Consider the following 25,860-nt stretch of genomic DNA (forward strand, 5'->3'; position numbering starts at 1 on the left):
TCAGAGTGTCGAGGCATAGGATGGAGCAACAAGGAAAGACATGCATTGAATTCGACTACACAAGCTTCCTAGGGGCAACGGGAAGTAAGAAGTGGACCTTCTTGGAGGCATTCGCCACCATCGCTCCCATTTTTGGCTTGATGTGGAAACAGAACATCGCGGAGTTGAGCTTACCAGAGGATCGCCTTTGGGATGCTGCCTTAAAATCGATGTCTTCACGTCAGAGTGATGAATCCAATCTAGTGATGTTGGTGAAGCTAGCAAAACATGAAGGGATCCATGAATTACGTGTAGTTATGCCTTATTCGTTAGACTCAAAGCAGATTGAGTACATTGAATCTCGAAGCAAACTAAAAGTAGAAACTGCCGAGCAAGATGTGCTGAATTTGAGGCTCTAACACCCAAGGAACGATCCCCAAACACAAAAGCGACCTGTCAAAAGGTCGCTTTTTTTGTTTTACCTATCAGATTTATAAATACCTTCATGATTTGTTGGAAGTGTGATGAATATAGAGTATTTACACTTAAATTAACAAAAATGTAACATCAAGAAATGCAATTGTCATAACTACCTTCTAACTTAATGTTTTTTAGAGTAATTAGCCAAAGAAGCATAATGCGTCTACTGGCTGGTTAAATCGTGCAGGAACGAGCGCGTTAATAAAAACACAATAACAAAGGAAGTTACTATGTCATTGTCTCGTCGAGATTTCATAAAAGCCGTCTCTTCAGGAGCCGTTGCAACAACACTTACCGCCTGTGGTAGCGATGATAGCGATGCGACTCCCACGGGATCATTCGAATACGGTGTGGCCAGCGGCGACCCGACCCAAACTCAAGTGATTATCTGGACTCGAGTGACCACCGCCGCCAGTTATGTGGATGTAACATGGCAGGTCTCAAGAGCAGAAGATTTTTCAACCGTTGAGCAAAGCGGTACTTTCACCACGGACACCAGTCGAGACTTTACGGTTAAGGTGGATGTGCAAAACCTCAACCCGAGTACTCAGTATTACTACCGCTTCATGGTGGGCGAGACCACTAGCATCGTTGGGATGACACAAACTCTACCTGAAGGCAGCGTAGATAAAGCATCCATGGCTGTCGTGTCTTGCGCAAATTATCCCGCGGGTTATTTCAACGTTTATAAAGAGATTCTCAAACAGCATCAAACAGAGTCGTTCGATGTAGTTTTGCACCTCGGTGATTACATCTACGAATATGGCGCTGGTGGTTATGCCAGTGAAGATGCAGCTAGGTTGGGGCGTGAGCCAAGTAAAGGTACCGAATGCATTACTTTAGATGACTATCGAAAGCGCTATGCTCAATACCGTCAAGATCAAGATCTCCAAGCTTTGCATGCTGCATTGCCAATGATTGCGGTTTGGGATGACCATGAGCTTGCAAATGACGCATGGAAAAATGGTGCAGAAAACCATCAAGATAATGAAGGCAGTTTTGTCGACAGACGCGCCGCCGCTGCCGCAGCATGGACTGAGTGGTTGCCTGTTCGCGAGAATACCTTTTCGAATATGTTGATTTATCGTCAGTTCTCGTTTGGTGATTTGATCAACCTAATGATGCTCGATACTCGCTTAGTTGGGCGAGATCAGTCGTTGGACTACTTTTCGCTTAATGCACCGACAATGGATTCGATTGGTGGACTCGTAGCGCAATCACGCAGTGCTGATAGGGAGCTACTTGGTACTGAACAACTGGCTTGGTTAATGAATGCGTTTAATAGCCAAGACGCCAAATGGAATGTTCTTGGGCAGCAAGTTCTTATGTCGCGTATGGAGCTTCCGAGCTCGGTTATGTTAGCAATGTTTCAGTTATTCAATGCCACAGATGAGCAGAAAATGGATGCTCTTCTCACGGTGAACAGTGCGATTTCAAATTACCTCGCTGATCCAAGCTCAGATACGATTAAGCTGCCATATAACCTCGATGCTTGGGATGGGTACTATGTTGAGCGAGAGCGAGTGTATGAGATTGCAAAAGCGAGTGAAGGTCATTTTGTTTGCTTAGCTGGTGATACGCACAATGCATGGACCAGTGAGTTAAAGGATGTATCTAATAACCCTGTTGGTGTCGAGTTTGCGACAAGTTCGGTTAGCTCTCCGGGTTTAGAAGAATACTTAGCGTTAGAGCCCGTTGCCATCGCACAAATGGAGTACACATTGCCGCATTTGGTTTCTGAGCTGCAATGGACAGACATTAAACAGCGTGGCTTTATGCGTGTAACCTTTACACCAGAAAAAGCGCAATCTACTTGGTACATGCTCTCTAGTGTTAAAGATAAAAACTACCAAGTGACCACAAAGGTGGCATCAACAACAGATGGAATCACGCTCGCTCTTGAATAGGGTTTCAACTCATTCTCCTTGAACGAATTCCTTAAACGTTAACCTTAAGCCAGCAAGGTCGTTGCTGGCTTGATTACATATGACGTCCTCACTCCCAATGAACAATCACTTTCCTCGAATGTGTCGCAAATTCCAAATGCTGGGTGCAATGAGACGTAAAGGTGCGTTAGGTTGCATCTAGCTTAAAGTTTAAACTTTTTGGATGAGACTCAAGGATGAAGACATTGAAAAATAGCGTCTGGTTAGGGTGTGTCGGTTGGTTTTACAGTTTATTGGTAGGAGCAAGTCCGCTTGAAAATCACAGTAACGAGCAGTTGTTGACGAACTTTGCTCTTGCTTCGTGCATCGCCACGTTTTATCCAAAAACAGAAGTGGCAAAAGACGCGAAAGTGGCAATGCAGGGGTACGTAGAGTTTTCAGATCTATCGATAGAAGTGTTTGCAGGTATTCATGAACTCATTGACCGTAAAGCGGTAGAACAGTATCAAGCGAAAAGAGGAGGGACGGTAGAGCTCGCTTATTGCATCGACTTCTCACACTCAGAACAAGTCCAGCGACTCACGACTTCTGATTAAATCTCGGAAAGAAAAACGGCCCTTAGGGGAGTAGGGCCGTCACAGAACAAAAAGCAAATTAACGCTCAGGAGTCGTTAACAGTCTAATCGCGCTGTCTACTGCGTTGTCTATTCCTTCACGGCTTTCCAGTTTCCCTGAACTCGCTGGACCAAGAGCGCATGCATACAATGCAAGTTGCTTATCAAATGGCAGATCGAGTTGCTCATACAAGTTTTGGCGGATCTTTGCGTGGTGTTCAGGTCCTTGGTTAGCAAGGTTGACAAGCGTGTCAAAAATTAGCGTTTTCATATAATTCCTTTTTTATTGCACGGGGTGCATATGGAGTGTATTCGATTACAAGCTAAATTTCAGACGTACCAATCACAGAAAAGCTGCCCAATGAAAATTTTCGAAGCGAAGTAACTATTTACCAGTAGTTATGTATGAGTCGAGATTAAATGTTTATTTAAATCAGCGTGATAGGGGAGGTATGATTCTTATAGATGATATTTAAGTTGGGAACTTCAAGGACTTCAAAGCGTACTTTTATTTGCACTTTAACAAGTTCGATTTTAAAGGATTAAAAAGGGAGCTGACATGGAAAAACACTGCGTTGTATTACGCCTGATTAAAAGCGCCACTATCAAATGGCGCTCCTCTTCATTCACTTTAAAAGTGCCTGTTACTTAAGCGGCTGCCTTTGTAAACGAGCTCGGTTTATTCTTCTCAATCACACTGATTGAAATTGCTAGGAACAAAATATCTTTCACTAGGAAAAAGTTCGCGATTAGAACACCGTCGGAAACTTTCCATGTGTTTGGTGTCGTAACTAAGAAGCTCAGTGTAGCAAGAAAGATGACACTAGCCGCAATACCAGACCAGTAGGCAACGGTTGGTTTTTTCAAACCGATGATCAATCCAAGTGCGACGATGATTTCTGTCAGACCAATGATATTAGAAACTGCTTGAACTGAGATGATGCTGTACAGCCAAGACATTGCTGGGTGATTAAGTACCAAAGGTTCAATTAGCTTGGCTTCTGTAGGGGTGAACTTATAAATACCTAGCCAGATAAGAACCAAGGCAACGCCAAATACGCCTAGGTAGTAGCCAAATTGAGTCGGTTTTTGGGTAACAGATGATGCATGCATAATAACTTCTCCTATAAAAGCATGATTTCAAATGACCGACGGTTGAATTATAAAATTCTTGAATTTATGGTTATATAAAATAACTAATGTCTATATAGGCAAGCTAAGCAAGAAAAGGAAAGGCTTAAATGGAATTTGTTCCCGTCGATTTATCTCGTCATTTGGATTTGTGCATTGCATTTCGACAAGACGCGTATGAGGTGAGTTTTGGTCATCAAAATGGGTTCGATACTCAAGAAATCACCTTGTGGTTCAAGTCGATAGTGGAAGATCCCGAAGCGGGTTTTTTTCATGTGATCAAAGATGACCAAATTATCGGGCAATTAGAGTGTCGGTATCCGGTAGCCGATGAAGAGGGTCATAGATTCGGATACATCAACCTGTTTTATTTGCTGCCGGAGTTTCGTCATCAAGGGCTGGGTAAGCAATTGCAAGATTTCCTATTCAAACGCTTTGTTGAAGAGGGCTGCGTATATGCAAGATTGCGTTATATTCCGGGTAATGATGCGGGAGAACGTTTCTACCTCAAGCATGGTTGGTACCCAGTAGGTGAGCCAGGTGTGCGAGGCCAATTAATGCAGTTCGATTTAATAGAAAAACTATGATTGTTATTCGTGATTTTCGTGAGCAAGATGCACCAATACTCTGGGCACTTTTCTATAACACGGTACGTAATGTTAACCGTCGAGACTACAACGAACAGCAACTGAAAGCGTGGGCGCCAGACGAGTTTGATTCAGAAATCTGGCTGCAGAAAATGATGGACATTCAACCCTTTGTCGCAGAGTTAGATGGGGTCATTGTGGGCTATAGTGATGTTCAATCAAGCGGGCTTGTCGACCACTTTTTCTGTCATCACGCATATCAAGGGCAGGGCGTTGGACGTACACTAATGGCGCATGTATTCAAGCAAGCTAAAGAAAAAGGGCTGACACGGCTCTATTCGGAGGTGAGTATTACCGCTCGTCCGTTCTTTGAGCACATGGGATTCTCTGTGCTTAAGGAACAACAAGTTGAGGTGCGTGGAGCGATACTGACGAACTATGTTATGGAGCGAGCGTATGATGGAAGCGCTGTGTGATCGATAAATATATTTCGCTCAATTAGTGAGCTTGAACACAGATACCGCATGTTTTCCGTCGTGAATAAGAGTTCATTGATCTAACACCAGAAACCCTCCTCTAAAGGGCGCGCATAATTTCTTCTCGGAGTGGCGAAAGGAAGCCAATAAAAACAGCTTCTTACGCTTGTTATCTCACGGTAAACCATCTCAGGAAGAGAAGTAGTACTATGCGCCCTTATCTCAAATACATCATCCCAACGGTGATCCCTTTGCTCGTTTTGCTGATGCCATTGTCAGCCTTTCCATTCGAAGGAATCACCATTATTCAGCAACGAGTGATTGCAATCTTCTTGCTTGCAGCGCTTTGCTGGGTATTTGAACCGATCCCAATTTATGCCACGTCGGTGGTGATCATCGTGCTTGAGCTGTTGCTCGTATCCAACAAGAGCATCATTTTCTTTAGGTTTGATGAAGGGCAGCCTCATTTTGGCGAGCTATTGCAATACAACGACATCATGGCGACCTTTGCTAGCCCAATCATTATGCTGTTTTTGGGCGGTTTCTTTCTTGCGATGGCCGCAACTAAATATCGCTTGGATGTGAACTTGGCGCGTGTGCTACTCAAGCCTTTTGGGCAAAACCCTAAATATGTGATGTTAGGTTTAATGCTGATCACGGCGATTTTTTCGATGTTTATGTCGAACACCGCGACAACCGCAATGATGTTGTCGATTCTAACGCCAGTGATTGCGGTGTTTGGCCCCAAAGACCCTGGGCGTATCGCGTTTGCTTTGTGTATTCCTGTTGCTGCAAACATTGGTGGCATCGGTACGCCAATTGGTACGCCTCCAAATGCGATTGCCTTGAAGTATCTCGTTGGTGATAACTTAATTACCTTCGGTGAGTGGATGGTCTTCGGTGTTCCTTTTGTGGTTGTGATGATGGCTCTTGCTTGGTTCTTAATCGGCTTTATGTATAAAGCGGAACAAACCACGATTGACCTCAATATTAAGAGCAAATTCCTAAAAACACCGAAAGCGATGATTGTTTATATCACCTTTGCAGGCACCATTTTACTTTGGTTGATGGGTTCTGCTCATGGCATGAACTCGTACACCGTCGCTTTAATTCCTGTCGCGGTATTCTCGCTAACTGGCATCATCAACAAAGAAGACTTGAAAAAAATCTCTTGGGATGTGCTTTGGCTCGTGTCTGGTGGTATTGCGCTTGGGCTTGCTCTGGATAAAACGGGTCTAGCTAAGCTGGTAGTGCATAGTATTCCGTTTGATGAATTCTCACCTTATGTTGTGTTGTTTGGTGCGGCGTTCTTATGTTTGGTGATGGCGAACTTTATGTCCCACACAGCGACGGCTAACTTGCTGATGCCTATTATGGCTGCGCTTGGTACATCTATGGCGTCCTTGACTCCGTTGGGCGGTGAAGTGACATTGATTCTAGTAGTGACTTTCGCAGCGTCATTAGGTATGTCTCTCCCAATCAGTACACCACCAAACGCATTGGCTCATGCAACTGGGCATGTACAAAGCAATCAAATGGCTCGTGTCGGCGTTGTGCTCGGTGTGGTTGGTGTGTTGTTGAGCTTCTTGATGGTGTGGATTCTTCACACGGTTGGACACATTGGTTAAGCCATGTACGAAAGTAAATTAGATACGCTGGTCGAGCGTTACTTCAATCATATCGAGCGTCGCATTACCGTAGCGGCAGGTTCGGTATTGATTGAACAAGACGGTTACAACGAGCGACTCTATTACGTGTTATCAGGCGAGCTTGCTGGCTACTTTTCCGAAGACGGTAAAAAGCAAACCGAAGTTTTTTCTGCATCGAAAGGGGCATTTATCGGTGTGCACAGTTTCTTTTCAGGAACGTGGACCGCGTCGTCAACGGTGATAGCGCAAACGGATGTTGAGCTAGCGTGGATAGAGCGCAATACTCCGGCTGTGGAAGCGGGCAAATACGGACCATTAACGGCGCAGTTTATGCCTGTCATGGTCAATGAGCTGTCGCGCCGTCAACGTCGAGCGATGCAAGAAGCCTTAGCTAAAGAGAAAGCACTGCAAAAGCTGCACACCGCAGAGCAAATGACGACGTTAGGTCAACTTGCTGCAGGCATTGCACATGAGCTTAATAATGCCATTGGGGTGGTGAGTAGTAAGTCGGAGCGTTTGGAATCCGTGATCATGGAATTACTTGAAGAAGTTCATCCGGAAGCAAGTCAGTTCTTTGATTTTGGTTTGATGCAAGGGCAAAAAGTGTCTTCCAGTGAGGCAAGAAAGCGGGGGCGCCATTTCGAAAAATATTACGGTTTACCTAAAGAATTGGCTCGTGAACTCGCCCGTGCAGTGCCGACTGATTACCTAAATGAACATTGGTTAAAGCGACCAGAAGAAGCCATTCGTTACTGGCAAATGGGGCGTGATTTACACGACTTACGCATTGCCTCCAAGCACACTGTTGGCATCGTGAAATCGGTGAAACAGCTTGGTCGCACGGACATCGATAAAGAAGAAGGGCTTAGAGTCAATGACTCGATAAACCAAGCGCTTGCTTTGTTACAAAGCGATTTACGACGCGTAAGCGTGCGCTTTAGTCCTGCTGACTTGCCTTTGTTTGTTGGTTCCCAAACGGAATTGGTGCAGATCTGGGTCAACATCCTAAAGAACGCATGTGATGCGATGAGAGAGACAGAATCACCTGCGATTGAGATTCAAACTCGTGTGAGTAAAAGCAAGATACTTGTGACCATCGCAAATAATGGTCCAGAGATTGATGAAGCGACGCGCAGAAAGATTTTTCGACCAAACTTCACCACGAAAAAAGGTGGGTTGTCGTTTGGCTTAGGGTTGGGGCTGTCGATAGTGAAACGTATTGTGGCTGGCTACAACGGCTCAATTGCGGTGAAAAGCGACAGTGAGAAAACCATATTTAGAATTAAATTACCGGTAGAGGATGAACATGGACAAGCTTAATTTAATTTGCGTTGATGACCAGCGAGAGGTGTTAAGCGCGGTTCTGCAAGACTTACAGTCGTTAAGCCAATGGCTCAACATTGAAGATTGCGAGTCTGCCGATGAAGTTCTTGAGCTGATGGACGAATTGGATGCGGAAGGTGAGATGATTGCTCTCATTATTTCAGATCACGTCATGCCAGGGAAAACAGGTGTAGAGCTGTTAACGGAAATTTCCAAAGACAGTCGTTTTATCCATACGCGAAAAGTTCTGCTGACAGGCCAAGCAACCCATACGGATACGATTAATGCGATTAACTCGGCAGGTATTGACCGTTATTTTGAAAAGCCATGGCAAGCGGAACAATTGGTCGAATGTGTCAGAAATTTGGTGACTAAATATATCTTTGATATGGGATTAGACTACACCGAATATCATGAGCACTTAGATCAAAATGTTGTGTTTGATCGCTTGAGATAAATCGCAAACAAAATGAAAAGCCTGAGCTGGAGTGTCTCCAGCTCAGGGAAGTTCAATGATGAGGACCGATTCTTAGTGAGCGCCTTTATTGACTTAAGGTATATCGGCTTGCGCTCGCCACTGAAAGCGGTTTCGAGAACCAATAGCCTTGTAGGTAGTCCACGCCCATACTGGTAAAGAAGTCGCGCATTTTTGCGTCTTCAATCCCTTCGATAACCACTTCTATATTTTGTTCGCGACACATAGTGATCAAGAACTTCAGGTACTCATGAGAGGAGCGGTTGGTTAATGTCTTCCAAGCCATCGACTTATCAATCTTAATCTGTGTCATTGGCAGATCGAAGAAGCAGTTTAATGAGCTGTAACCAGCACCGAAGTCATCCAAAGAGAGAGCGAAGCCCAACTCACTCAAGGTGTTCAAAGGAGCAATAGCTGCCTGGTTATTGTCCAATATAAAGGTTTCAGTAAGCTCCAAAACAATTGCTTGTGGCTCGACTCCTACTTCGTCAGCCATTGCTTTAATTTTGTTTGGAAATTCGCTATTGAGAAGCTGTAATACTGATACGTTTACGTTCACCCTCACTTGGTTTTGATAGCGCTCACGATAGCTCTTTATGAACTGACACGCTTTCTCGAATACTTGATAGCCAAGCTCAACGATCAAGCCTTTGTTTTCTGCGACGGGAATGAACTCGTCTGGATAGATCTCACCGAACTCTTTACTGCGCAAACGTACCAAAGACTCGAAACTCACGACTTGCAGATCGGATGCACTGACGATTGGTTGGAATTTTACACTCAGTGTTCGCTCTTCAAGTGCGTTTTTTAAGCCTTGCTCAATAAAGAAATAGCGATCTACCGCATACTGCGTTTTCTGGCTGTATACGGCAATACGATCTTTGTTCTTCTCATTGGCGTATTGGCAAGTGCGTGCGGCTTTACGCAAAATTTCTTCAGCAGAGTGTTCCGGATCGATGGAAGGGTATAAACCGATACTGATGTTACTGCCAAGATATTGCCCTTGTTCGACAACGGCATCGTGATAATTTTGCTTGATGGTCTGTGCGTATTCTTGCAACTGTTCGAGCGGCACGTCGTCAAGTACCAAAATCGCGAAGTCGTCATCGTGAACACGATAAACCGTGCAGTTTGGTGAAGGTAAGTGACTAAGCGTTTGCAATAGCTTTTCTACTAAACCATCAACAAGTTCGCTACCGTATTGGTTTAGGTACGACTTGATCTCTTCGATCTGGATGTAAAAAATCGACGCATGAGCACCGTTGGATTTTACGCATTCACTGATGTTAAGCAGTAAGTGAGCGCGGTTGGCCATACCGGATGCGTTGTCATGGAAAGCGACTTGATGAATGTAACTCTCCATCAACTTACGTTCAGAAATATCGCGATGGCTGCCAACCATATAATGACCCAGTTCGGTTTCTTTGGTCATTGCAACGCCTTCGATCCAAACATATTGTCCGTTGGGTTTACGAAGGCGGTAGGTGGTCGTGACGCGAGTGTTGTCGGTCGTGATGTGTTCATCGACACGTTTAGATAAGCGTTCTCGATCTAACGGGTGCACCAACTCTAACCATCTATCGAGGTTGATACGCCCAGCGTTGATGCCGAACTGCTCATAAAAACGCTGGTTGTAAAAAACCATGCTGCCGAACTCATCCATGTAGAAGAGTCCTTCATTAAACACATCGAAGATATGAATGAAGCGTTGTTCAACGATCTGTAAAAAATCACGATCGTGTTCTGAAATAGTTTGATCAACCTTGTTGGTCAAGATACTTCCCCCATAACCCAAGCCGTCTTGGAGATAAGTATATAAGTCGAGCTACACGCAAATGACATATTTTTGAAGTTTGTCCTTTTACACTGCAAACGAAAGAAGTCGGTCCAGATTGACAGTCTGTTATGTTAATGAGCTTACGGTGTTTATGTGTAAGTAGAATAATTATTAGAGTAATGCGACTAATAATCGGTATTTATAAAACTTAGTCAACAGTAAATACCATTTGTATTGAGAAGTTATTGATTCAGCACCCAAATTATCGAAATTGTCAGCATCTGTGATGAAATCTTGACCTAAGTCCATAAAATAAAAGTGGTTTATTGTGGCGATGTTGTCTCATATATTGACCAAAAGCTCATTAATTCTAAATGATAGTGAATTCTTATAACAGTGAATGGTCAGATCTCTTATAATGCGTTTGCTAAATAATAAGTGTTAACAAGTTGCGCGTATGCAGTACAAACCAGAAGACTCAATAAAAATAGCGATCGCAGACGTCAGTATCGGTATGTTCGTTACTGCGATTGAACAGAACAAACGTGTCAACCTCGCGAATGCTGGTCGTGTCTCTACGGAGCAGGGCATCAAAAAACTGCATGCGAGCGGCGTAAAGTACGTTTGGGTCGATCAGAAACTCTCAGCGCAGCAGTGCGTCTTTAAGCCTGTTGAGGAAGAGCATGACATTACGTTGTCAGCTTCTGAAATCACGACCACTCCTCAAATCCAGCGAGCGTTCCGTTCCCGCGAGGCGCAGCACAAGCGTGCCAAAAAACTGATTGCGGAAGCGAAGTGTTTAGCGCAAAAGCTGCTGAACCAAACCTTTGAAGGAAAAATTATTGAGGTCAACGAGATTGAATCGTGGGCCGATGACATGATTGACAGCGTATTCATCGATTCTGATGCACTCCAATGTGTATCAGCGCTGCGCCAAAAAGACAGTTACCTTTTGGAGCACTCAGTGAATGTCGCTTGTTTGTTGGTTTCTTTCGGTAAGCATTTAGGGCTAGACAAAGAGACGCTGAAACAACTTGCGATCGGCGGCATCATTCATGATGTTGGTAAAATCAAAGTTGATGATGAGATCTTGCATAAACCTGCTCGCTTAACACCGGAAGAATTTGAACACATGAAACTCCACCAAGTGTTCGCAGGTGAGATCATTGTTGGCGTTAAAGGATTGAGTAGCGTGAGTCGTGATGTGTGCTTGATGCACCACGAGAAACTTGATGGTACTGGTTACCCACTGGGCTTATCAGGTGAGCAAATCCCGATGCATGGGCGCATGAGCTGTATCGTTGATATCTATGATGCATTGACGGCGGATCGCGTCTACAAAAAGGGCATGAGCTCGGCAGAAGCGTTTAAAATCTTATTGAGTTTGACGCCATTCCACCTTGATCCCGACTTGGTGTACAAGTTCATCAACTGCATAGGTGTGTACCCTGTGGGCTCGATAGTACAATTGAGTGATGGTCGAGTTGGCATTGTGTGGACATCCAACGATTCTCAGCCACTTAAACCCATCGTGAAGTGTTTCTACTCACGTAAGTATAAGCGTTACATCGATGTTGCTATGGTAGATTTAAAAAACAGCTCACATTCGGTTGAGAAAGCAGTAGCGCCATCATCGTTAGAAGTGGATCCAAAACCTTTCTACGATTAAGCGCAATTAAGGTGGGTTATTCACAATATCTGTCGAGTAACGAATCGCTTTACACGGTTGCATATTACCAGTATGTTGATTGCATAACTAAACAGCTCAAAGTGGACTAGAAGCGAGGCAAACTGAGTTTTTCTACTTAGCTTGCTTACTCATAGGCTTTACTAAAAGCTAGGTTGGTTTTGAGCCTGTTCAGTTATCGTCGTTCAGCTTTCATAAAAGCTATGTGGTGTCTTTCCGCGTTACGTTTCATGGATAGAAACGTCGAGAAAGGCAAGTAGGCTACACGATCTGTACCCCCATCAACACATTGGAAAGGAGCGCCAATGCAACTCGATACTTGGATCTACTACACCCTTGCGATACTTGTTCTGACTGCCTCTCCTGGTCCTAGCTCGCTGCTTTGTTTGAGTAAAGGCGTCAGTAATGGATTTCGCCATGCCTTTGCGACCGCCCTTGGCAGTCTGACGGCAATTACCATAATTCTTACCTTATCTTTTACTGGGCTTGGCGTCGTTATCGCCTCTTCAGAACTGGTGTTTAACATCATTAAATGGTGTGGTGCTGCGTATCTTATTTGGCTTGGTATTCAAGCATTACGCTCTAAACAAACGGATTTCTCACAAGCGCAACCGGAGCAATCTCCTTCGAATTATTTAAGCGCATTTACCAGTGGTTTTATTGTGGGCTCGAGTAACCCGAAAGCCATTATGTTCTTTACCGCGCTGTTTCCTCAATTTATTGACCCATCTGCATCGTTATTCACTCAATATATTGTCTTTGCTAGTACCTTTGTGGTGTTTGAACTGAGCTGGCTGACCTTCTATGGTTTGCTGGGAGTGAAAACATCGGATTGGTTATTTGCGAAAGGACGAGCGAAGTTATTCAATCGTTTAACGGGCGGTGTATTCATTAGCGCGGGCGTTATGTTGTCGACTGCGCATCGTAGCTGAATTGATAATTATTTCGCTAAGTTATTAAAACTTAGGCTAAATTAGCAAAATCTTATTTCCAAAATGGAAATCAACTTTTTGGTTTTTTTCATTAGTGGCAAAGACTCTCAAGGCGTAGAATTCAACGCGTCCTTTCAACCAATGCTCAAAAGTGAGCAAACGATTTGAAAGGACGTATTCGTTGTATTTTCTCTAGGAACATCTTAGATGACTCAAAGCCTTTCTGATCTTCAGCAGCGTTTCCTTGCTATCGCGACCGATAGCAACTTATCTCCAAAACAGAAATCAAACTTTCTTGCTTTGGAAGCCGAAGCCACAATTCCATATATGACCGTCTCTGACGAGGTAAGCCAAGCGATGCAGCAAGGCGTCATATGTGACATGTTTGAAGGTCACGCGCCATTTAAGCCGCGCTATGTTTTGCCAGATTACGCAAAATTTCTTTCTCAAGGTTCTGAATACTTGGAGTTAGCTCCAGCAGAAGATTTTGATGATGCGATCAACATGTTGACCATCATTTATCATCACGTGCCTTCGGTAACCAACATTCCCGTTTACCTTGGTCAACTTGATGACGTGCTAATGCCTTACGTGGGTGACCTAACTGACGAGCAAATATACAAAAAACTGAAACACTTCTGGGTCATGCTTGATCGCACATTGCCAGACGCGTTCATGCACGTGAATATTGGTCCTACGGACAACATCATTTGTCGTACGATTTTGAAAGTTGACGCAGAGCTAAAACAGATCGCGCCAAACTTAACGTTCATGTACGACGAAGCAGTTACACCAGACGACCTGTTAAAACAAGCAACACAAAACATTTGTGAGTGCAGCAAGCCGCACATCGCAAACTACCCAATGCATGTGAGCGCGTACGAAGGTGGTCGCTTTGGTATCGTGAGTTGCTACAACTCTCTGCCATTGGCTGGTGGTTCAAACACGTTAGTGCGTATGAATCTAAAAGAAGCGGCGAATCGTGCAGATAACTGTAAAGATTTCTTCAACAACGTTCTGCCAGAATACCACGGTTTGATGGTTGAGTTGATGAATGCTCGAGCTTCACATTTGCATGAGAAATCTGAATTCTTTAAAGGCTTTCTAACGCAAGAAGGTCTGATCGAAGAGTCTCGTTTTGCGCCAATGTATGGCATTTATGGCATGGCAGAAGCGGTAAACGTATTGCTAGAGAAAGAGGGCAATGCGAGCCGTTATGGTCAAGACACAGCGGCAAATGAGCTAGGTCATAAGATCTCTGCGAAATTGGCTGAATTGGTAGAAAGCACATCAGTGAAATTTGGTTTGGAAGGCAAAGCGCTACTGCACGCGCAAGGTGGCATCAGCTTAGATTTGGATGTGACGCCGGGTGTGCGCATTCCTTACGGCAACGAACCAGATCCAGTGTCTTACGTGCAAGCGACGGCAGGTCATCACCAATACTACCGTTCTGGCATCAGTGACATTCTGACTATCGACGAAACCGTGAAATCGAACCCAGAAGCGATGTTCAACCTATGTAAAGGCGCATTGAATGCTGGTTACCGCGAGTTTACGGCAAACGTAGCATCGAACGACTTGGTTCGCGTGACGGGTTACATGGTGAAGCTGTCTGATATCGCGAAATACGATGCAGGAGGTTCACGTACTAATACTACATTCCTAGGCGCAGAAGCGGCGAAGAACACTGGTATTTTGGAGCGTTCACCACGTGTGGTGAGTCATGAAATGTCACCGATTTACGTTAAGTAATTGGTGACGGATAAGAATAAGATGGCTAGACGATCGGAACACCTCTTGGCTAAGGTAACTCGTATCCTTCCGTTCTCTTGTGTTGATGGACCTGGAAACCGTCTAGTCATCTTTCTACAGGGTTGTAACTATCAGTGCATCAACTGCCACAATCCGCACACAATCAATCACTGCAACCATTGTGGTGATTGTGTGAGCGAGTGTCCTGCTGACGCACTGAAGTTCGACGAAAGCAACAACGTTGTTTGGCTTAAAGAGGAGTGCACCCACTGCGACCGTTGTATAGAGATATGTCAGCACCAATCTAATCCAAAAATTACTGACTACTCTGTGGAAGCAATGCTCGATTTGATACGAAAACAGCGCTTTTTTATTAGCGGTGTGACGGTATCCGGTGGGGAATCTACCTTACAGCTTCCTTTCATTATTGCGCTGTTTAGAGGGATTAAACAGAACCCTGAATTGCAACATCTTACTTGCTTCATTGATAGCAATGGCTCTTTATCTACCGCAGGTTGGGAAAAAGTCCTACCGTATATGGATGGGGCGATGATCGACCTAAAATCGTGGCAAAGTGAAACGCATCACTGGTTAGTAGGGCGGGATAATCACCGTGTATTTCAAGCAATTCAGTATTTAGCCGAAGCAAGCAAGTTGTATGAAGTGCGTTTACTGCATATTCCAGGTAAGAGCGATCTCGATACGGAAGTCGCAACAGTTGGGCACTATCTGCAAGCGTTACCTGAATCAGTCAACATTCGTTTGAACGCGTTTCAGCATCATGGTGTAACAGGCGAAGCCCTTGGCTGGGAGAAATGCTCTCAGGATGAAATGGAGCGCTTCCACGCTCAATTGAGCCAATTCGTTAGCAAACCAATGATCATGCCATCGGTCTACGTGTAACGCAGCGGGGATAACTTTAGAGTTTATTCACTCTTGGTTTGCTGCATCCTCCCAAGGTTTCACAAGCCTTAAGCACTTGTTGTTGTAGCCATCTTAAAGCGGGATCGTTGAGGCTCGCTTTGTTCCACACCAAGCTATACGCCACTTGTCCATATTCGAACGGCAATGGTCTTTCTACTAGTCCTTTCGCTTGTAGTGCCATTTGTGCCCAAAGCTTTGAACAAGTGAACAGATAATCTGAGTGGTGACACATCACAGCTGCGGACCCAAAGTCCGCCACGTGCATCGCGATACTGCGTTTGGCGTAGCGCTGAGTTAAGTTCTGCTCAAAGTAAGGTTGAGATAAGTCTTTATCGTGAATGCCAATGTGCCTAGCACACAAGTAGTTTTCTACCGAGAGATCTTCTTTTGACAATGGGTTGTTACTGCCCATCAAACAGATCATCTCATCTTCCAAAATCGTCTGCCAAACCAAGTCTTTATTATGCGTAGGTGGTTGGCTGATATCGTGCGGCAGAATCATAAAGTCCACTTGTCCACGGATTAAAGAATCAAAACTCATCTGCTCTTTCGCGTAGACGTTCAATTGTGCTCGACTGCCCATTTGTTGAGATAGGTTTTGTAGCATTGGTGCGAAAATCTCAAAGGTACTTTCACGCATCGCCAAAGAGAAGCGACCTTCGTAATACGCAGGATTGAATGAGCCTTGATAAAGCAAACCGTTCATACTGGAAAGAATGCCGTGTACCGAAGGACCGATGTTTAAAGCAAACGGCGTTGGAACTAAGCGAGTACCATCGCGGTAAAAAAGGTCATCTTTAAGAATGTCGCGCAATTGGCTTAGCGTTTTACTCACGCTAGAAGGGGTCACGCAAAGCTGTTCTGCTGCTTGAGTCACACTGTGTGTTGTGAGCAACATGTGCAATACGGTGAGGTGTTTAAGGCTAATGCGTGAGAGTGTTATGTAATCCATTCGTAAGACTAGGGTCTGTTTATCTTTCGTGGTTAAATTTTGTTCGAGATAAAAGCGTTTTAATCGCGGCGAGTCGATTGAAGCCTAGTGGCTCTAAGTAAAATTGACTCAACAAAGAATAAAACGCTTTTAGCCGAACCCTATGGGCAGCGTTTGTAGGTGCTTTCTACTGCGTTATCGGCTTATCAGGTAGAATAGCTACATATCAAAGCCTCTGTCTTGTATAAAACATCTACAAACTGCTGCAAAAATCATCACGAAAGGTCAACAGACCCTAACTCGTGTGATTTTTCTCAGTATATCAAATATTATTGTGAAACATTTTTTTACGATTGTTGAAGCACGCAAAAAGAGGTGTTTCTTTTCGTGTTCTATATAAAGATTTGGCTCAACTGGGCACTTTATGGGGGTGAGTAGTGGTAATAACCCTTAGAGGACGAAAGATGGTTGACATAAGCCTGACAAAATAGGGGATTGCGAACAAATAGGAGAGGTGATTTACTCAACTTTCCTAAGTAACAGAGGTTAAAATCAACTTAATGGACGACCCCTTTAGTCGACTGAACAATTCACTGTATGGCTTCCAATCATCGGAGGCGTACTCATGTTAGAACTTTTTATGCAACCAGAAGTGTGGGCTATCTTCGCTACCTTGTTTGCTCTTGAAGTTGTCTTAGGCGTTGATAACGTCGTATTCATCTCCGTTCTGTGTGAACGATTACCACAACACCAGCGTAAACTTGCCCGAAACCTAGGTATCGGTCTTGCCGTTATGGCTCGCATTGTTTTGGTGTTCTCGATCTCTTGGATCATGCAGCTTACTCAGCCGTTAATCAGCTTTAGCTACTACGCATTTACTGGCCGTGATTTAATTATGATTGCGGGTGGTGCGTTCCTATTGGCGAAAAGCTTGAAAGAGTTGTGGAGTTGGTTAACGCATACAGAACACGGTCACTCGACTCATGTTCGTACTGGTCTTGCCGTGGTTTTACTGCAGATCGTTGCAGTTGACGCTGTGTTCTCAATGGACTCGGTGATCACCGCAGTTGGTTTGACGAGCGAGGTACCTATTATGGTGGCGGCAATCATCTCGTCAGCAATTGTAATGGTATTAACGGCGGAGAAAATCAACAATCTAGTGACGCGTTACCCGGGCTTTAAGACACTTGCTCTACTGTTTCTAGTATTGCTAGGTGGTCTGTTGATGGCAGAAGGTTTTGCTATTCACATCAACAAAGGTTACGTGTATTTCGCGATGGCGTTTGGTCTAGTGTTGGAAATGTGTCATATCCAGCTAAAGAAAAAACAACGCCCAGTGATTCAGCGAATTCGTCCAATCCGGCCTCGTTCTGTTGCGCTTCAAACTCGATAATTGAAACGTAGCAACTGAACCAAATTGAGCCGCTCTTGAGAGCGGCTTTTTTACGTCTGTATTCTGCGAATTGTGTGGATTTGTCGTGTCGATAGAAAATGGAATTTGTTGTTGTAGCACGGATTTCTTATATAGACCGCCCAAACCTATACGAGTGAACAAAATAGAATGAACAAACTGATCGACGCGTTATCGACGCACGGATACTACATCTGGGATGATTTTATTTCTCAAGAGGAAGTGGCTGAGCTGCGTGACTGTATTCCTGATGATTGGAAGAAAGCACGTATTGGTCGTAACGACGACGTGACTCGTATTGAAACCATTCGCAGTGACAAGATCCAATGGTTGAAACGCGACATGGGTGCACCAGTGGCGTCTTTCTTAGATAAGATGGAAGAGATCCGTTTGGAAGCAAACCGTCATTTCTTTCTAGGCTTGTTTGAGTACGAAGCGCACTTCGCGAAATACGAGAAAGGTGACTTCTACCAAAAACACCTCGACTGCTTTAAGGGCAATGAAAACCGCCGCCTAACCACGGTGTTCTACATGAATGAGTCGTGGAGCGAAGAAGATGCAGGTGAGTTGGTGGTGTACGATTTGAATGACAACAAAATTGCGACTATTCCACCGCGTTCTGGTCGTCTGTTCGTATTCCTATCTGAGCAATTCCCACACGAAGTGTTGCCGACAAACGCTGAGCGATTCAGTATTGCAGGTTGGTTCCGTATTAACGGTGTCAAAGATAACCAGCTCGACATCGCTCACTAGACCTTATTATTGTGGTCGCGTTGAAATACGTTTGAAATAACAAAGGGACGCCAATCTGGTGTCCCTTTGTTTTATTCTGTTTATGGCTCGGCGTTAAGCTTGAGTGGAGAGCTCATAACACGTTTGCATGTGTGATGACAAAACTCGATATACATCAGAACAGAGCTTACCTGATTTGATCTGCTCATCCATGATGATGGCGATTTCTTGTTGCGTCATGCGTCCACGGTAGGGACGATCTTGAGAAAGTGCTTGAAAGACATCTGCGACCGCAATAATGCGCGATGGTACGTCCAAGGCTTCACCTGTTTTATGGTAGGGATAACCTGAGCCGTCTAAGCGCTCGTGATGATTGGAAGCCCATTCAGCAATTTTGGCGTTAGGAAACACTTTATGCAGTGCTAACTCTGTGTCCACGGTGTGACGTTTAATTCGAGTGTATTCGTGTTGGTCCAGCGGTCCTTCCTTATGAAGGATCTCATCCGGAGTTTTGAGTTTACCAATATCGTGAACGAGTCCAGCAATAAAAATCATCCCTTGTTCGTGCTCATCCAACCCCATTTTCTTCGCCAAGTAACGAGACAGTTCAGCGACCTTTTGTGAATGTTGATAAGTAAAAGGGCTCTTGGCATCAACAATACGAGCTAAGAACAAACCCAAGCTGTTCATGTCTTCTATGGTTAGTTGTTTTTGCAGCCAGTCTATATTCTCAAATTGAAGTCCAATCGTTTCGATATGCTCTGACTCCATCGCAAACCAAAACGCATCTGTCATGATCAATTGAACCATCGCGTCGCACATGTTTGGGTTAAACAGCGTGCCCGCATTTGCTATTACACACTCGGCAATCAGTTCCTCATGTAAGGTGACAAGGTCGCTATGGCAGTTAGATACGTAATACGCACGCATAAAATCGAGACGATCAGAAAGGTAAAGCAGTGCAGCGACGTCTTTTTCAAATGTCGGAAGATCGATCTGTTCGAGTTCTTTCCAGTGCGTATGATGATAAAGAATTGGCGTTGCGAATTGAGTGAGCAACCGACATTGCTTAAGCGTGTGGTAGCCACGGATGCAGTGCGCTTTGGCGTCTTGAGGAACAAGCTGTTCAAGCAGCATCATGTGCTCGCGGGTCTCAGAAACTCCGCAGTCGTGGATCATGCCAGCAAAGTAACAGAACTCTGCTTTTTTGATGTCCCAACCTAAGGTGATCGCACATTGATAGGCAATATAGGCGACTCGATGGCTATGGTGTGTATCGTCTACGCCTACGTAATCTAACGCACGCGCTACCCAGATCAGGGCTTGTTTTAGATCGACTTCAAACCCCGAGATGGAGTGGGAAGATTGCTTCATTGTAATTACCGACGTTTTTACTCGCCTGTGCTTATTTTATTTTGATTTTTTAGGGGAATGCGACAGCGAACTGATACCTAAAAAGTGTGCACATGGCTTAGTTATAGTTATGCCGAGAATAATACTGCTTGTCGCACGTAAAATTCATCCGAAGCCCAGAACTCTTGGTCATTTCTTTGAACTACGTATTGATTTCGAAAGATTTCTCCTTGTTCGATTGACTTCCTTTGAAAACCACACAAATAGTGATGTAAAGTATTCTCATTATCATGTGTATTGTGAAAGGTAAGTTATGAAAAGAGTCGTTATATGGGGCGCGAGCAGTGGTCTTGGTTTGGCAATTGCGCAGTATTTTGCTGATAAGGGTACTCAAGTGATTGGCGTAGCAAGAAATCCAGATAAGAATCCGGAATTGAAGGCGATATGCCACTCGACCTTTACGTGTGATGCAACGGTTGCGACTGAGGTGAATGCGGTTGTCGAGCAGCTTAATCAAGATGACATCATCATCAGTACTATGGGCAGCTTTCGTGCGGATGTTCCGGTGGATTATCTTGGTCATCGCCATCTTATCGACGCTGCTTGCCACGCTTCACTGAAGCGTTTTGTATTGGTGACGTCTCTCGGTTGTGGTGACAGCTGGCAGTATCTTTCTGAACGCTCTAAAGCGGGCTTCGGCGGTGTCGTCCGGGAGAAGTCATTGGCAGAAGCATGGTTACAGACTAGTGATTTGGATTACACCATTATTCGCCCAGGTGGTCTTAAAGATGGTGACGTGACAGGCAATGGTGTTTTGGTCGAGCCGAAAGAAGTGCATGGATTGGTATATCGTCAAGAAGTTGCTCGTTTGATTTTTGATATGCTTGAAGACGGCAAAGGAAGCGGAGAGATCTTCCATTGTGTCGATCCAGAATTAACGTACTAAATGTGCTAATCGAATGAATCAAAAACAGGGAGAGTGTTTAGGCGCTGTCTCTGTTTTCATTTGAATACAATGCGACTTGGTCTCGCCCTAAATCTTTAGCAGCATACAGTGCCTCATCGGATTCATCTAGCAGCCCGTTTGGGTTGATCGCATCAGCTTGAGTTCGTTCAGAAAGACTAATTCCTATAGAGACTGTCAGATATTTAGGTTCCGGTTCATCTTGATGAATGATCTTGAGCTGTTTTATTCTTCCTCGTAACTGATTGCCTTTTGCGATCGCTTCTCTGGCATCATGTACTGGCGCTAATACAACGAACTCTTCACCACCTAACCTCAATGCATAGCCATGGTTTTGAGCGGCAAAAGATTCCAAGGCGTCGGCGACGCGCTTAAGCGCTTTGTCTCCCTCTAAATGCCCTCTATGGTCATTAAACTCTTTAAAGTGGTCTATATCGATAAAAAAACAGGCGATAAACGTTTTATTAGCTTGATAGCACAGAGAGCGGAACGAGGCTTCAAGTGAACGCCGATTGTACAAGCCGGTAAGAGGATCGTGCTTAACCATTTCATCTAACTCTCTGTTTTTTCTTACTACTTTATCTACAAGAAGGCTAAATGCACGAGCAAGATCGCCTATTTCGTCTTTTCTCTTCATGTTAGGTACTTGCAATAGGCTTATAGCCTCAAAGTTCTGACGCATAAATGTCGATAAGTTCTTAATAGGAGAGGAGATATGGTAAGACAATAAGAGCAAGAGAGGATATGAAATCATCATGCCCAGAACAAGTTCGCGAATAGAGTCCATCAAAAATGCATCACGTATGTCACTAACCAATTCGATGTCATAAAGCAGTTCGATATTACCTTGATTATTCCCTGTTAATGGCAAAGTTATGTAGAGAATATTCTTGTCGAAACTGAGATGGCTTTCTCCAACGATACGACAGGGTGCTAGGTCTAGCGTATAGTTCTTTTTCAGCTCCTGACTGAGGTGGAATTGGTTTTGAGCGTCATTAAGGCGCGCGAGCAGATAGTTCACTTTAATACTGGACTTTGAGCCAGCATTTTTAACGGAGGTTAATCTAGCAATGCGTTGCTCCAAGTCTTGCTCAAACGTGGGAGGGTAGTCAGTCCGCCAGATTTCGTCTGCGTTGCGATTATAGGTAACAGACATGGGAGTATTAGTTACAGAGGAATAACCATTGACGTAAAAATAACGGAGATCGGTATGCATTTTTAATTGGTTTTTAAAGCTAGGCAGCATTAGGTTGGCATAGTTACCCCCGTGCACCGCGTCACTCACATGGTGAACAAGTGCACTTGCGCTTTGTTCGCGAGAGGTAATCGTCGTCTTTACGATCGTGTCCATTGAGTTATGAAAATTGTAGTAACCCAAACCGCCGATCATGAGAATGACGAGAACAAAATGCGATAGGAATATCTTTATTCTTATTGAAGTTCCCACGTGATGAATTACTCATTAAACACATCAATAATCGGAACGGCACAAGTTCCGTTTATGCAAATGTCCTTATATCCGTTATGACATCGATAGCAAGCTTCGACCCTTAATGATGGATGGCGATCTGATATGTCATTGCCTCGTCGATCATAACTCCCATAAAGTGCCTCACCAGCCAGATGCTCGGTGACAAAAATAATGTCCTCCTCTTCGTAAATTGCGACAGCGGTTAGACCGTCGGAGTAAGGACCATGGTTTTTATAGGCTTCGACTTTGTGTCTAGGAACGTAAATATTCAAGTTGGTACCTTTGCCTTGATTGGTCCAGTTGTACATTTTCACTGTTTCTTGAATGAAGGTTGGTGTACTTGGCGGCAAAATGACATTTCTTCCTGGTATAACACTTTGTTTTACCAGCACTAGTTGCTCAAAATTGTTAGGGAAGCTCGCTAACGAGTTTCCGAAAGCAGAGCTTGAAAAAGCAAGCAAAACAAACAGCTTATATTCCATAGCTCGCCCTTATTCATTAGTACTTAAGTTATAGAGTAGTAGATAAAAATTGGTTTTGATGGGTTAAAAACTGAGACACATCAATACAAAATTCTGTGAACTCCTCACTCGAATTGAGTAGAAAAGCAACTAGAATAAAAGCTCAAAACAAAAGGACTTGTTATGTTAAAACATCTGCTTTATCGCGGTTATACCAATTGTTTGAAAGCCGCCGCCTATGTACTCCCACTCCCTAAACCGACATTATTCTCTGGTGCTGGCAGTCTCCATGAGTTGACGGAGGCGATTGCTGATCTTGGTTTTAAAAAATTGCTTCTTGTGACTGATGACGGCTTAGTAAAAATTGGTATGGCGGAGCAGGTAATAGAAAGCGCGAAAGCCAGAGGTTTAGACGTTGTGCTGTTTTCTAAAGTAAAACCAGATCCCACATACGATCAAGTAGAGACTGGATTAACGATGTATTTCGACTCGGGATGTGACGCGATTTTAGCGCTTGGCGGTGGTTCTGCCATGGATTGTGCCAAAGTCATCGCAGCCCGGGTGACAAACAGGAAATCCATTAAGAAGCTTGCTGGTTTGTTTCGTGTGTGGAGAACTCCTGCGCCTTTATTTGTGATTCCGACAACGTCTGGTACTGGATCTGAGGTGACGATTGCCGCTGTTGTTTCCGAACCAGACACCCACCACAAAACCCCATTAATGGATCCGAAATTGGTGCCTTTAATGGCCGCATTGGACGCGAATTTACTGGTTGGTTTACCAGCAAAGATAACGGCTGATACGGGTATTGATGCGTTGACACACGCGGTAGAAGCTTTCATTTCCCGTAATGCGACTGTTGATACCAAAGCCTATTCGATTGCGGCTATTAAGCTTATCTTCAAGTACTTACCTCAAGCCGTAGAAGACGGGAGTCATATTGAGGCTCGAAACAAAATGGCAATGGCGTCTTACTATGCTGGGTTAGCCTTCACCAAAGCGAGTCTTGGTTACGTTCACGCATTTGCGCATAACTTGGGTGCCAAGTATGGCATACCTCACGGAATGGCGAATGGTCTTGCTTTGCTCCCTGTCCTTCGATTTTCTTTCTCAGAGATTGAGCCACAACTGACAGCCCTAAGTGAAGCCTTGATCGGAACGCAAGGTGAGGATAGGGCGAGTGCACAAGATTTCATTCATAGGCTAGAAGATTTGTATAACGCAATTGGTATCGAACAAACATCGCCACTGTTGCAATCCTCTGATACTGGAGAGTTAGTGAGTTTGATCCTTAAAGAAGCGCACTGGAATTATCCTGTTCCTAAATTTATGAATGAAGAGGAGTGCGCCCAATTGCTTGCAGAAATTAGAGTTTAAAAAAGTTATGTACACTTAAGTTTACGCGTGTGGATTTTTATCCTTACACTTTGCTTGATCTTATTAGAAAGATCCTACAGAATCGTCATCATTCCAAATATGGTGTTAGGTTTGGTATGCCGTTGCCCGATCTGATGCTGATAAATCTTATAAAGCTGTAAAGATAAATATACAATGAGTCGATCTAAAGTGTTTGGTAGCACCCTGATTATTGCTGGGACTACGATTGGTGCTGGCATGCTGGCGCTTCCTCTTGCCTCTGCTGGCATTGGTTTTTCTACCTCTTTAATTATTATGCTGGGGTTATGGGCGTTAATGGCGTTTACTGCGTTGTTGATGCTGGAGCTTCACCAATATGCGCACAGCAGTGCAACTCTTCATACTCTAGCGAAACAAATTCTTGGCCAGAAGGGCAAATGGGTTGCAAGCTTTGCCATGCTCTTCTTGTTCTACTCGTTGTGTGCTGCTTACATTGCGGGTGGTGGTGCTCAGTTTGGTGACCGTTTGACAGAGTGGTTTGGTCTGGATATTTCTGGCTCAACTTCAACCATCATCTTTACCCTTATCGTGACCATGGTTGTGACAGTGGGCACTGGCACTGTAGACAAAGTAAACCGCGTGCTGTTTGGTCTTAAAATGGTGACCATGATTGCAGTCTTGTCATTTCTTGCGCCAAACGTGACCGAATCTTACTTGCTAAGCATGCCAATAGAGCAAGGTCTTGTCGTTGCCGCTATTCCAGTAATCTTTACCTCTTTTGGTTTCCACGGCAGTATCCCGGCTATTGTTAACTACCTCGACGGTGACACGTCGTCTCTGCGTAAAGCGATCATCGTTGGCTCTACAATTCCGCTCGTGATCTACATTTTCTGGCAAATTGTAACGCTTGGTGTAGTAAGCCAAGATACCTTGATTGAAAACGGTGGTTTGAGCGCATTGATTGGTCAACTGTCTCAAACTGTTCACCAGTCAAATCTTGGTAGTGTGGTAGGCGTATTTGCTGACCTTGCACTTCTGACGTCTTTCCTAGGTGTGAGTTTGGGTCTGTTTGAATTCTTGGGTGACACGATCAAAGGTGACAGTGAAAAGCCAAACCGTTTGGTTGCAGCAGTGATCACATTTACACCACCACTAGGCTTTGCATTGTTTTACCCGCAAGGTTTCATCATGGCGCTAGGTTATGCTGCAATCGCTTTAGCTATTCTTGCTATCTTCCTACCGCTAGTTATGGTGGTAAAGGTGCGTCGCTCTGATGAGTTTACGGGTGAATACCGTGTGGCAGGTGGACAAGGAGCACTATTAGTAACAGGTATCGCTGGTACTGGTATTGTGATGGCGCAGCTACTCATTACTTTGGGTGTTCTTCCTGCGTTGGGTTAATCACCAAACGGATTGATATCGGAAAACTCAATTTGCATAAAACAGCCAGTGCTCAAAATAGCACTGGTTTTTTTGATCTGGATTAAATTACCGTAGAATATTCGGTGA

General features: G+C 44.3%; 24 protein-coding genes. 17 read left to right on the forward strand and 7 right to left on the reverse strand.

Features of this window, described 5'->3' with window-relative positions:
• Positions 1-20: 20 nt before the first annotated feature.
• From ABMY42_RS18370 to ABMY42_RS18380, 3 genes are all read left to right on the forward strand, one after another.
• Complete coding sequence (locus ABMY42_RS18370) at positions 21-398, forward strand: hypothetical protein (protein ID WP_005444488.1); 378 nt, start codon at positions 21-23, stop codon at positions 396-398.
• A gap of 291 nt (positions 399-689) precedes the next feature.
• Positions 690-2,366: an alkaline phosphatase D family protein gene (locus tag ABMY42_RS18375; RefSeq protein WP_349266606.1), complete on the forward strand. Its 1,677-nt coding sequence runs from the start codon at positions 690-692 to the stop codon at positions 2,364-2,366.
• Between the two features lie 215 nt (positions 2,367-2,581).
• Positions 2,582-2,941, forward strand: coding sequence for a T6SS amidase immunity protein Tai4 family protein (locus ABMY42_RS18380; protein ID WP_009701546.1), 360 nt, complete (start codon positions 2,582-2,584; stop codon positions 2,939-2,941).
• Positions 2,942-2,999: 58 nt separating this feature from the next.
• Here the strand turns inward: ABMY42_RS18380 and ABMY42_RS18385 are convergent, their stop codons facing one another.
• Both ABMY42_RS18385 and ABMY42_RS18390 read right to left on the reverse strand, forming a co-directional pair.
• On the reverse strand, positions 3,000-3,230 hold the full coding sequence (locus ABMY42_RS18385) for a PAS factor family protein (RefSeq protein ID WP_272759394.1): 231 nt from the start codon (positions 3,228-3,230) through the stop codon (positions 3,000-3,002).
• Positions 3,231-3,607: 377 nt separating this feature from the next.
• Entirely contained in the window at positions 3,608-4,072 is a 465-nt protein-coding gene (locus ABMY42_RS18390; protein WP_005444484.1) for a DUF417 family protein, read from the reverse strand.
• Positions 4,073-4,200: 128 nt separating this feature from the next.
• On the opposite strand from ABMY42_RS18390, the gene ABMY42_RS18395 reads away from it, so the two are divergent.
• The 5 genes from ABMY42_RS18395 (at position 4,201) to ABMY42_RS18415 (ending at position 8,582) form a co-directional block, all read left to right on the forward strand.
• Positions 4,201-4,677 (forward strand): GNAT family N-acetyltransferase, encoded by a 477-nt coding sequence (locus ABMY42_RS18395; RefSeq protein ID WP_009698103.1) that lies wholly within the window; start codon positions 4,201-4,203, stop codon positions 4,675-4,677.
• Positions 4,674-5,153, forward strand: a complete 480-nt coding sequence (locus ABMY42_RS18400) for a GNAT family N-acetyltransferase (RefSeq protein ID WP_349266607.1) — start codon at positions 4,674-4,676, stop codon at positions 5,151-5,153. The genes ABMY42_RS18395 and ABMY42_RS18400 overlap by 4 nt, the downstream gene beginning before the upstream one ends.
• 209 nt (positions 5,154-5,362) lie before the next feature.
• Positions 5,363-6,781: an SLC13 family permease gene (locus ABMY42_RS18405; RefSeq protein ID WP_005444477.1), complete on the forward strand. Its 1,419-nt coding sequence runs from the start codon at positions 5,363-5,365 to the stop codon at positions 6,779-6,781.
• A gap of 3 nt (positions 6,782-6,784) precedes the next feature.
• Positions 6,785-8,122 (forward strand): ATP-binding protein, encoded by a 1,338-nt coding sequence (locus ABMY42_RS18410; RefSeq protein ID WP_009698101.1) that lies wholly within the window; start codon positions 6,785-6,787, stop codon positions 8,120-8,122.
• A complete protein-coding gene (locus ABMY42_RS18415; RefSeq protein WP_005444472.1) occupies positions 8,109-8,582 on the forward strand; it encodes a response regulator in 474 nt (157 codons plus the stop codon). The genes ABMY42_RS18410 and ABMY42_RS18415 overlap by 14 nt, the downstream gene beginning before the upstream one ends.
• 85 nt (positions 8,583-8,667) lie before the next feature.
• Here ABMY42_RS18415 and ABMY42_RS18420 read toward each other — a convergent pair whose 3' ends face one another.
• The gene (locus ABMY42_RS18420; RefSeq protein ID WP_349266608.1) at positions 8,668-10,374 is read right to left on the reverse strand and encodes an EAL domain-containing protein; all 1,707 of its coding nucleotides are present in this window, start codon (positions 10,372-10,374) and stop codon (positions 8,668-8,670) included.
• Between the two features lie 460 nt (positions 10,375-10,834).
• On the opposite strand from ABMY42_RS18420, the gene ABMY42_RS18425 reads away from it, so the two are divergent.
• From ABMY42_RS18425 to ABMY42_RS18440, 4 genes are all read left to right on the forward strand, one after another.
• Positions 10,835-12,046, forward strand: a complete 1,212-nt coding sequence (locus tag ABMY42_RS18425) for an HD-GYP domain-containing protein (protein ID WP_005444470.1) — start codon at positions 10,835-10,837, stop codon at positions 12,044-12,046.
• Between the two features lie 323 nt (positions 12,047-12,369).
• On the forward strand, positions 12,370-12,996 hold the full coding sequence (locus ABMY42_RS18430) for a LysE family translocator (RefSeq protein WP_069687038.1): 627 nt from the start codon (positions 12,370-12,372) through the stop codon (positions 12,994-12,996).
• A 207-nt stretch (positions 12,997-13,203) separates the two neighbouring features.
• Positions 13,204-14,748, forward strand: a complete 1,545-nt coding sequence (locus tag ABMY42_RS18435; protein WP_069687039.1) for a YjjI family glycine radical enzyme — start codon at positions 13,204-13,206, stop codon at positions 14,746-14,748.
• A gap of 21 nt (positions 14,749-14,769) precedes the next feature.
• A complete protein-coding gene (locus tag ABMY42_RS18440) occupies positions 14,770-15,651 on the forward strand; it encodes a YjjW family glycine radical enzyme activase (RefSeq protein ID WP_281187646.1) in 882 nt (293 codons plus the stop codon).
• Between the two features lie 16 nt (positions 15,652-15,667).
• Here ABMY42_RS18440 and ABMY42_RS18445 read toward each other — a convergent pair whose 3' ends face one another.
• Positions 15,668-16,624 (reverse strand): LysR family transcriptional regulator, encoded by a 957-nt coding sequence (locus tag ABMY42_RS18445; protein ID WP_045488354.1) that lies wholly within the window; start codon positions 16,622-16,624, stop codon positions 15,668-15,670.
• A 604-nt stretch (positions 16,625-17,228) separates the two neighbouring features.
• On the opposite strand from ABMY42_RS18445, the gene ABMY42_RS18450 reads away from it, so the two are divergent.
• Together ABMY42_RS18450 and ABMY42_RS18455 are read left to right on the forward strand one after the other, a co-directional pair.
• A complete protein-coding gene (locus ABMY42_RS18450; RefSeq protein ID WP_349266609.1) occupies positions 17,229-17,996 on the forward strand; it encodes a TerC family protein in 768 nt (255 codons plus the stop codon).
• A 168-nt stretch (positions 17,997-18,164) separates the two neighbouring features.
• Positions 18,165-18,767 carry a 2OG-Fe(II) oxygenase gene (locus ABMY42_RS18455; protein WP_009698095.1) on the forward strand — a complete coding sequence of 201 codons (603 nt, stop codon included), beginning with the start codon at positions 18,165-18,167 and terminating at the stop codon, positions 18,765-18,767.
• 93 nt (positions 18,768-18,860) lie between these two features.
• Here ABMY42_RS18455 and ABMY42_RS18460 read toward each other — a convergent pair whose 3' ends face one another.
• A complete protein-coding gene (locus ABMY42_RS18460; RefSeq protein WP_349266610.1) occupies positions 18,861-20,120 on the reverse strand; it encodes an HD domain-containing phosphohydrolase in 1,260 nt (419 codons plus the stop codon).
• A gap of 292 nt (positions 20,121-20,412) precedes the next feature.
• Here ABMY42_RS18460 and ABMY42_RS18465 point away from each other — a divergent pair, with 292 nt between their 5' ends.
• Positions 20,413-21,045 (forward strand): SDR family NAD(P)-dependent oxidoreductase, encoded by a 633-nt coding sequence (locus ABMY42_RS18465; RefSeq protein WP_005444445.1) that lies wholly within the window; start codon positions 20,413-20,415, stop codon positions 21,043-21,045.
• A 37-nt stretch (positions 21,046-21,082) separates the two neighbouring features.
• On the opposite strand, the gene ABMY42_RS18470 is transcribed toward ABMY42_RS18465, so the two are convergent.
• Positions 21,083-22,453, reverse strand: a complete 1,371-nt coding sequence (locus ABMY42_RS18470; RefSeq protein ID WP_059678610.1) for a GGDEF domain-containing protein — start codon at positions 22,451-22,453, stop codon at positions 21,083-21,085.
• A gap of 65 nt (positions 22,454-22,518) precedes the next feature.
• A complete protein-coding gene (locus ABMY42_RS18475) occupies positions 22,519-23,016 on the reverse strand; it encodes a hypothetical protein (RefSeq protein ID WP_050933851.1) in 498 nt (165 codons plus the stop codon).
• Positions 23,017-23,178: 162 nt separating this feature from the next.
• Here ABMY42_RS18475 and ABMY42_RS18480 point away from each other — a divergent pair, with 162 nt between their 5' ends.
• Complete coding sequence (locus tag ABMY42_RS18480; protein WP_274882709.1) at positions 23,179-24,372, forward strand: iron-containing alcohol dehydrogenase; 1,194 nt, start codon at positions 23,179-23,181, stop codon at positions 24,370-24,372.
• A gap of 174 nt (positions 24,373-24,546) precedes the next feature.
• Positions 24,547-25,752, forward strand: coding sequence for an aromatic amino acid transport family protein (locus tag ABMY42_RS18485; protein ID WP_050907613.1), 1,206 nt, complete (start codon positions 24,547-24,549; stop codon positions 25,750-25,752).
• The last annotated feature ends 108 nt before the right edge of the window (positions 25,753-25,860 follow it).

It is taken from the genome of Vibrio sp. SSH13-20 (assembly GCF_040104475.1).
Lineage (GTDB): Bacteria > Pseudomonadota > Gammaproteobacteria > Enterobacterales > Vibrionaceae > Vibrio > Vibrio harveyi.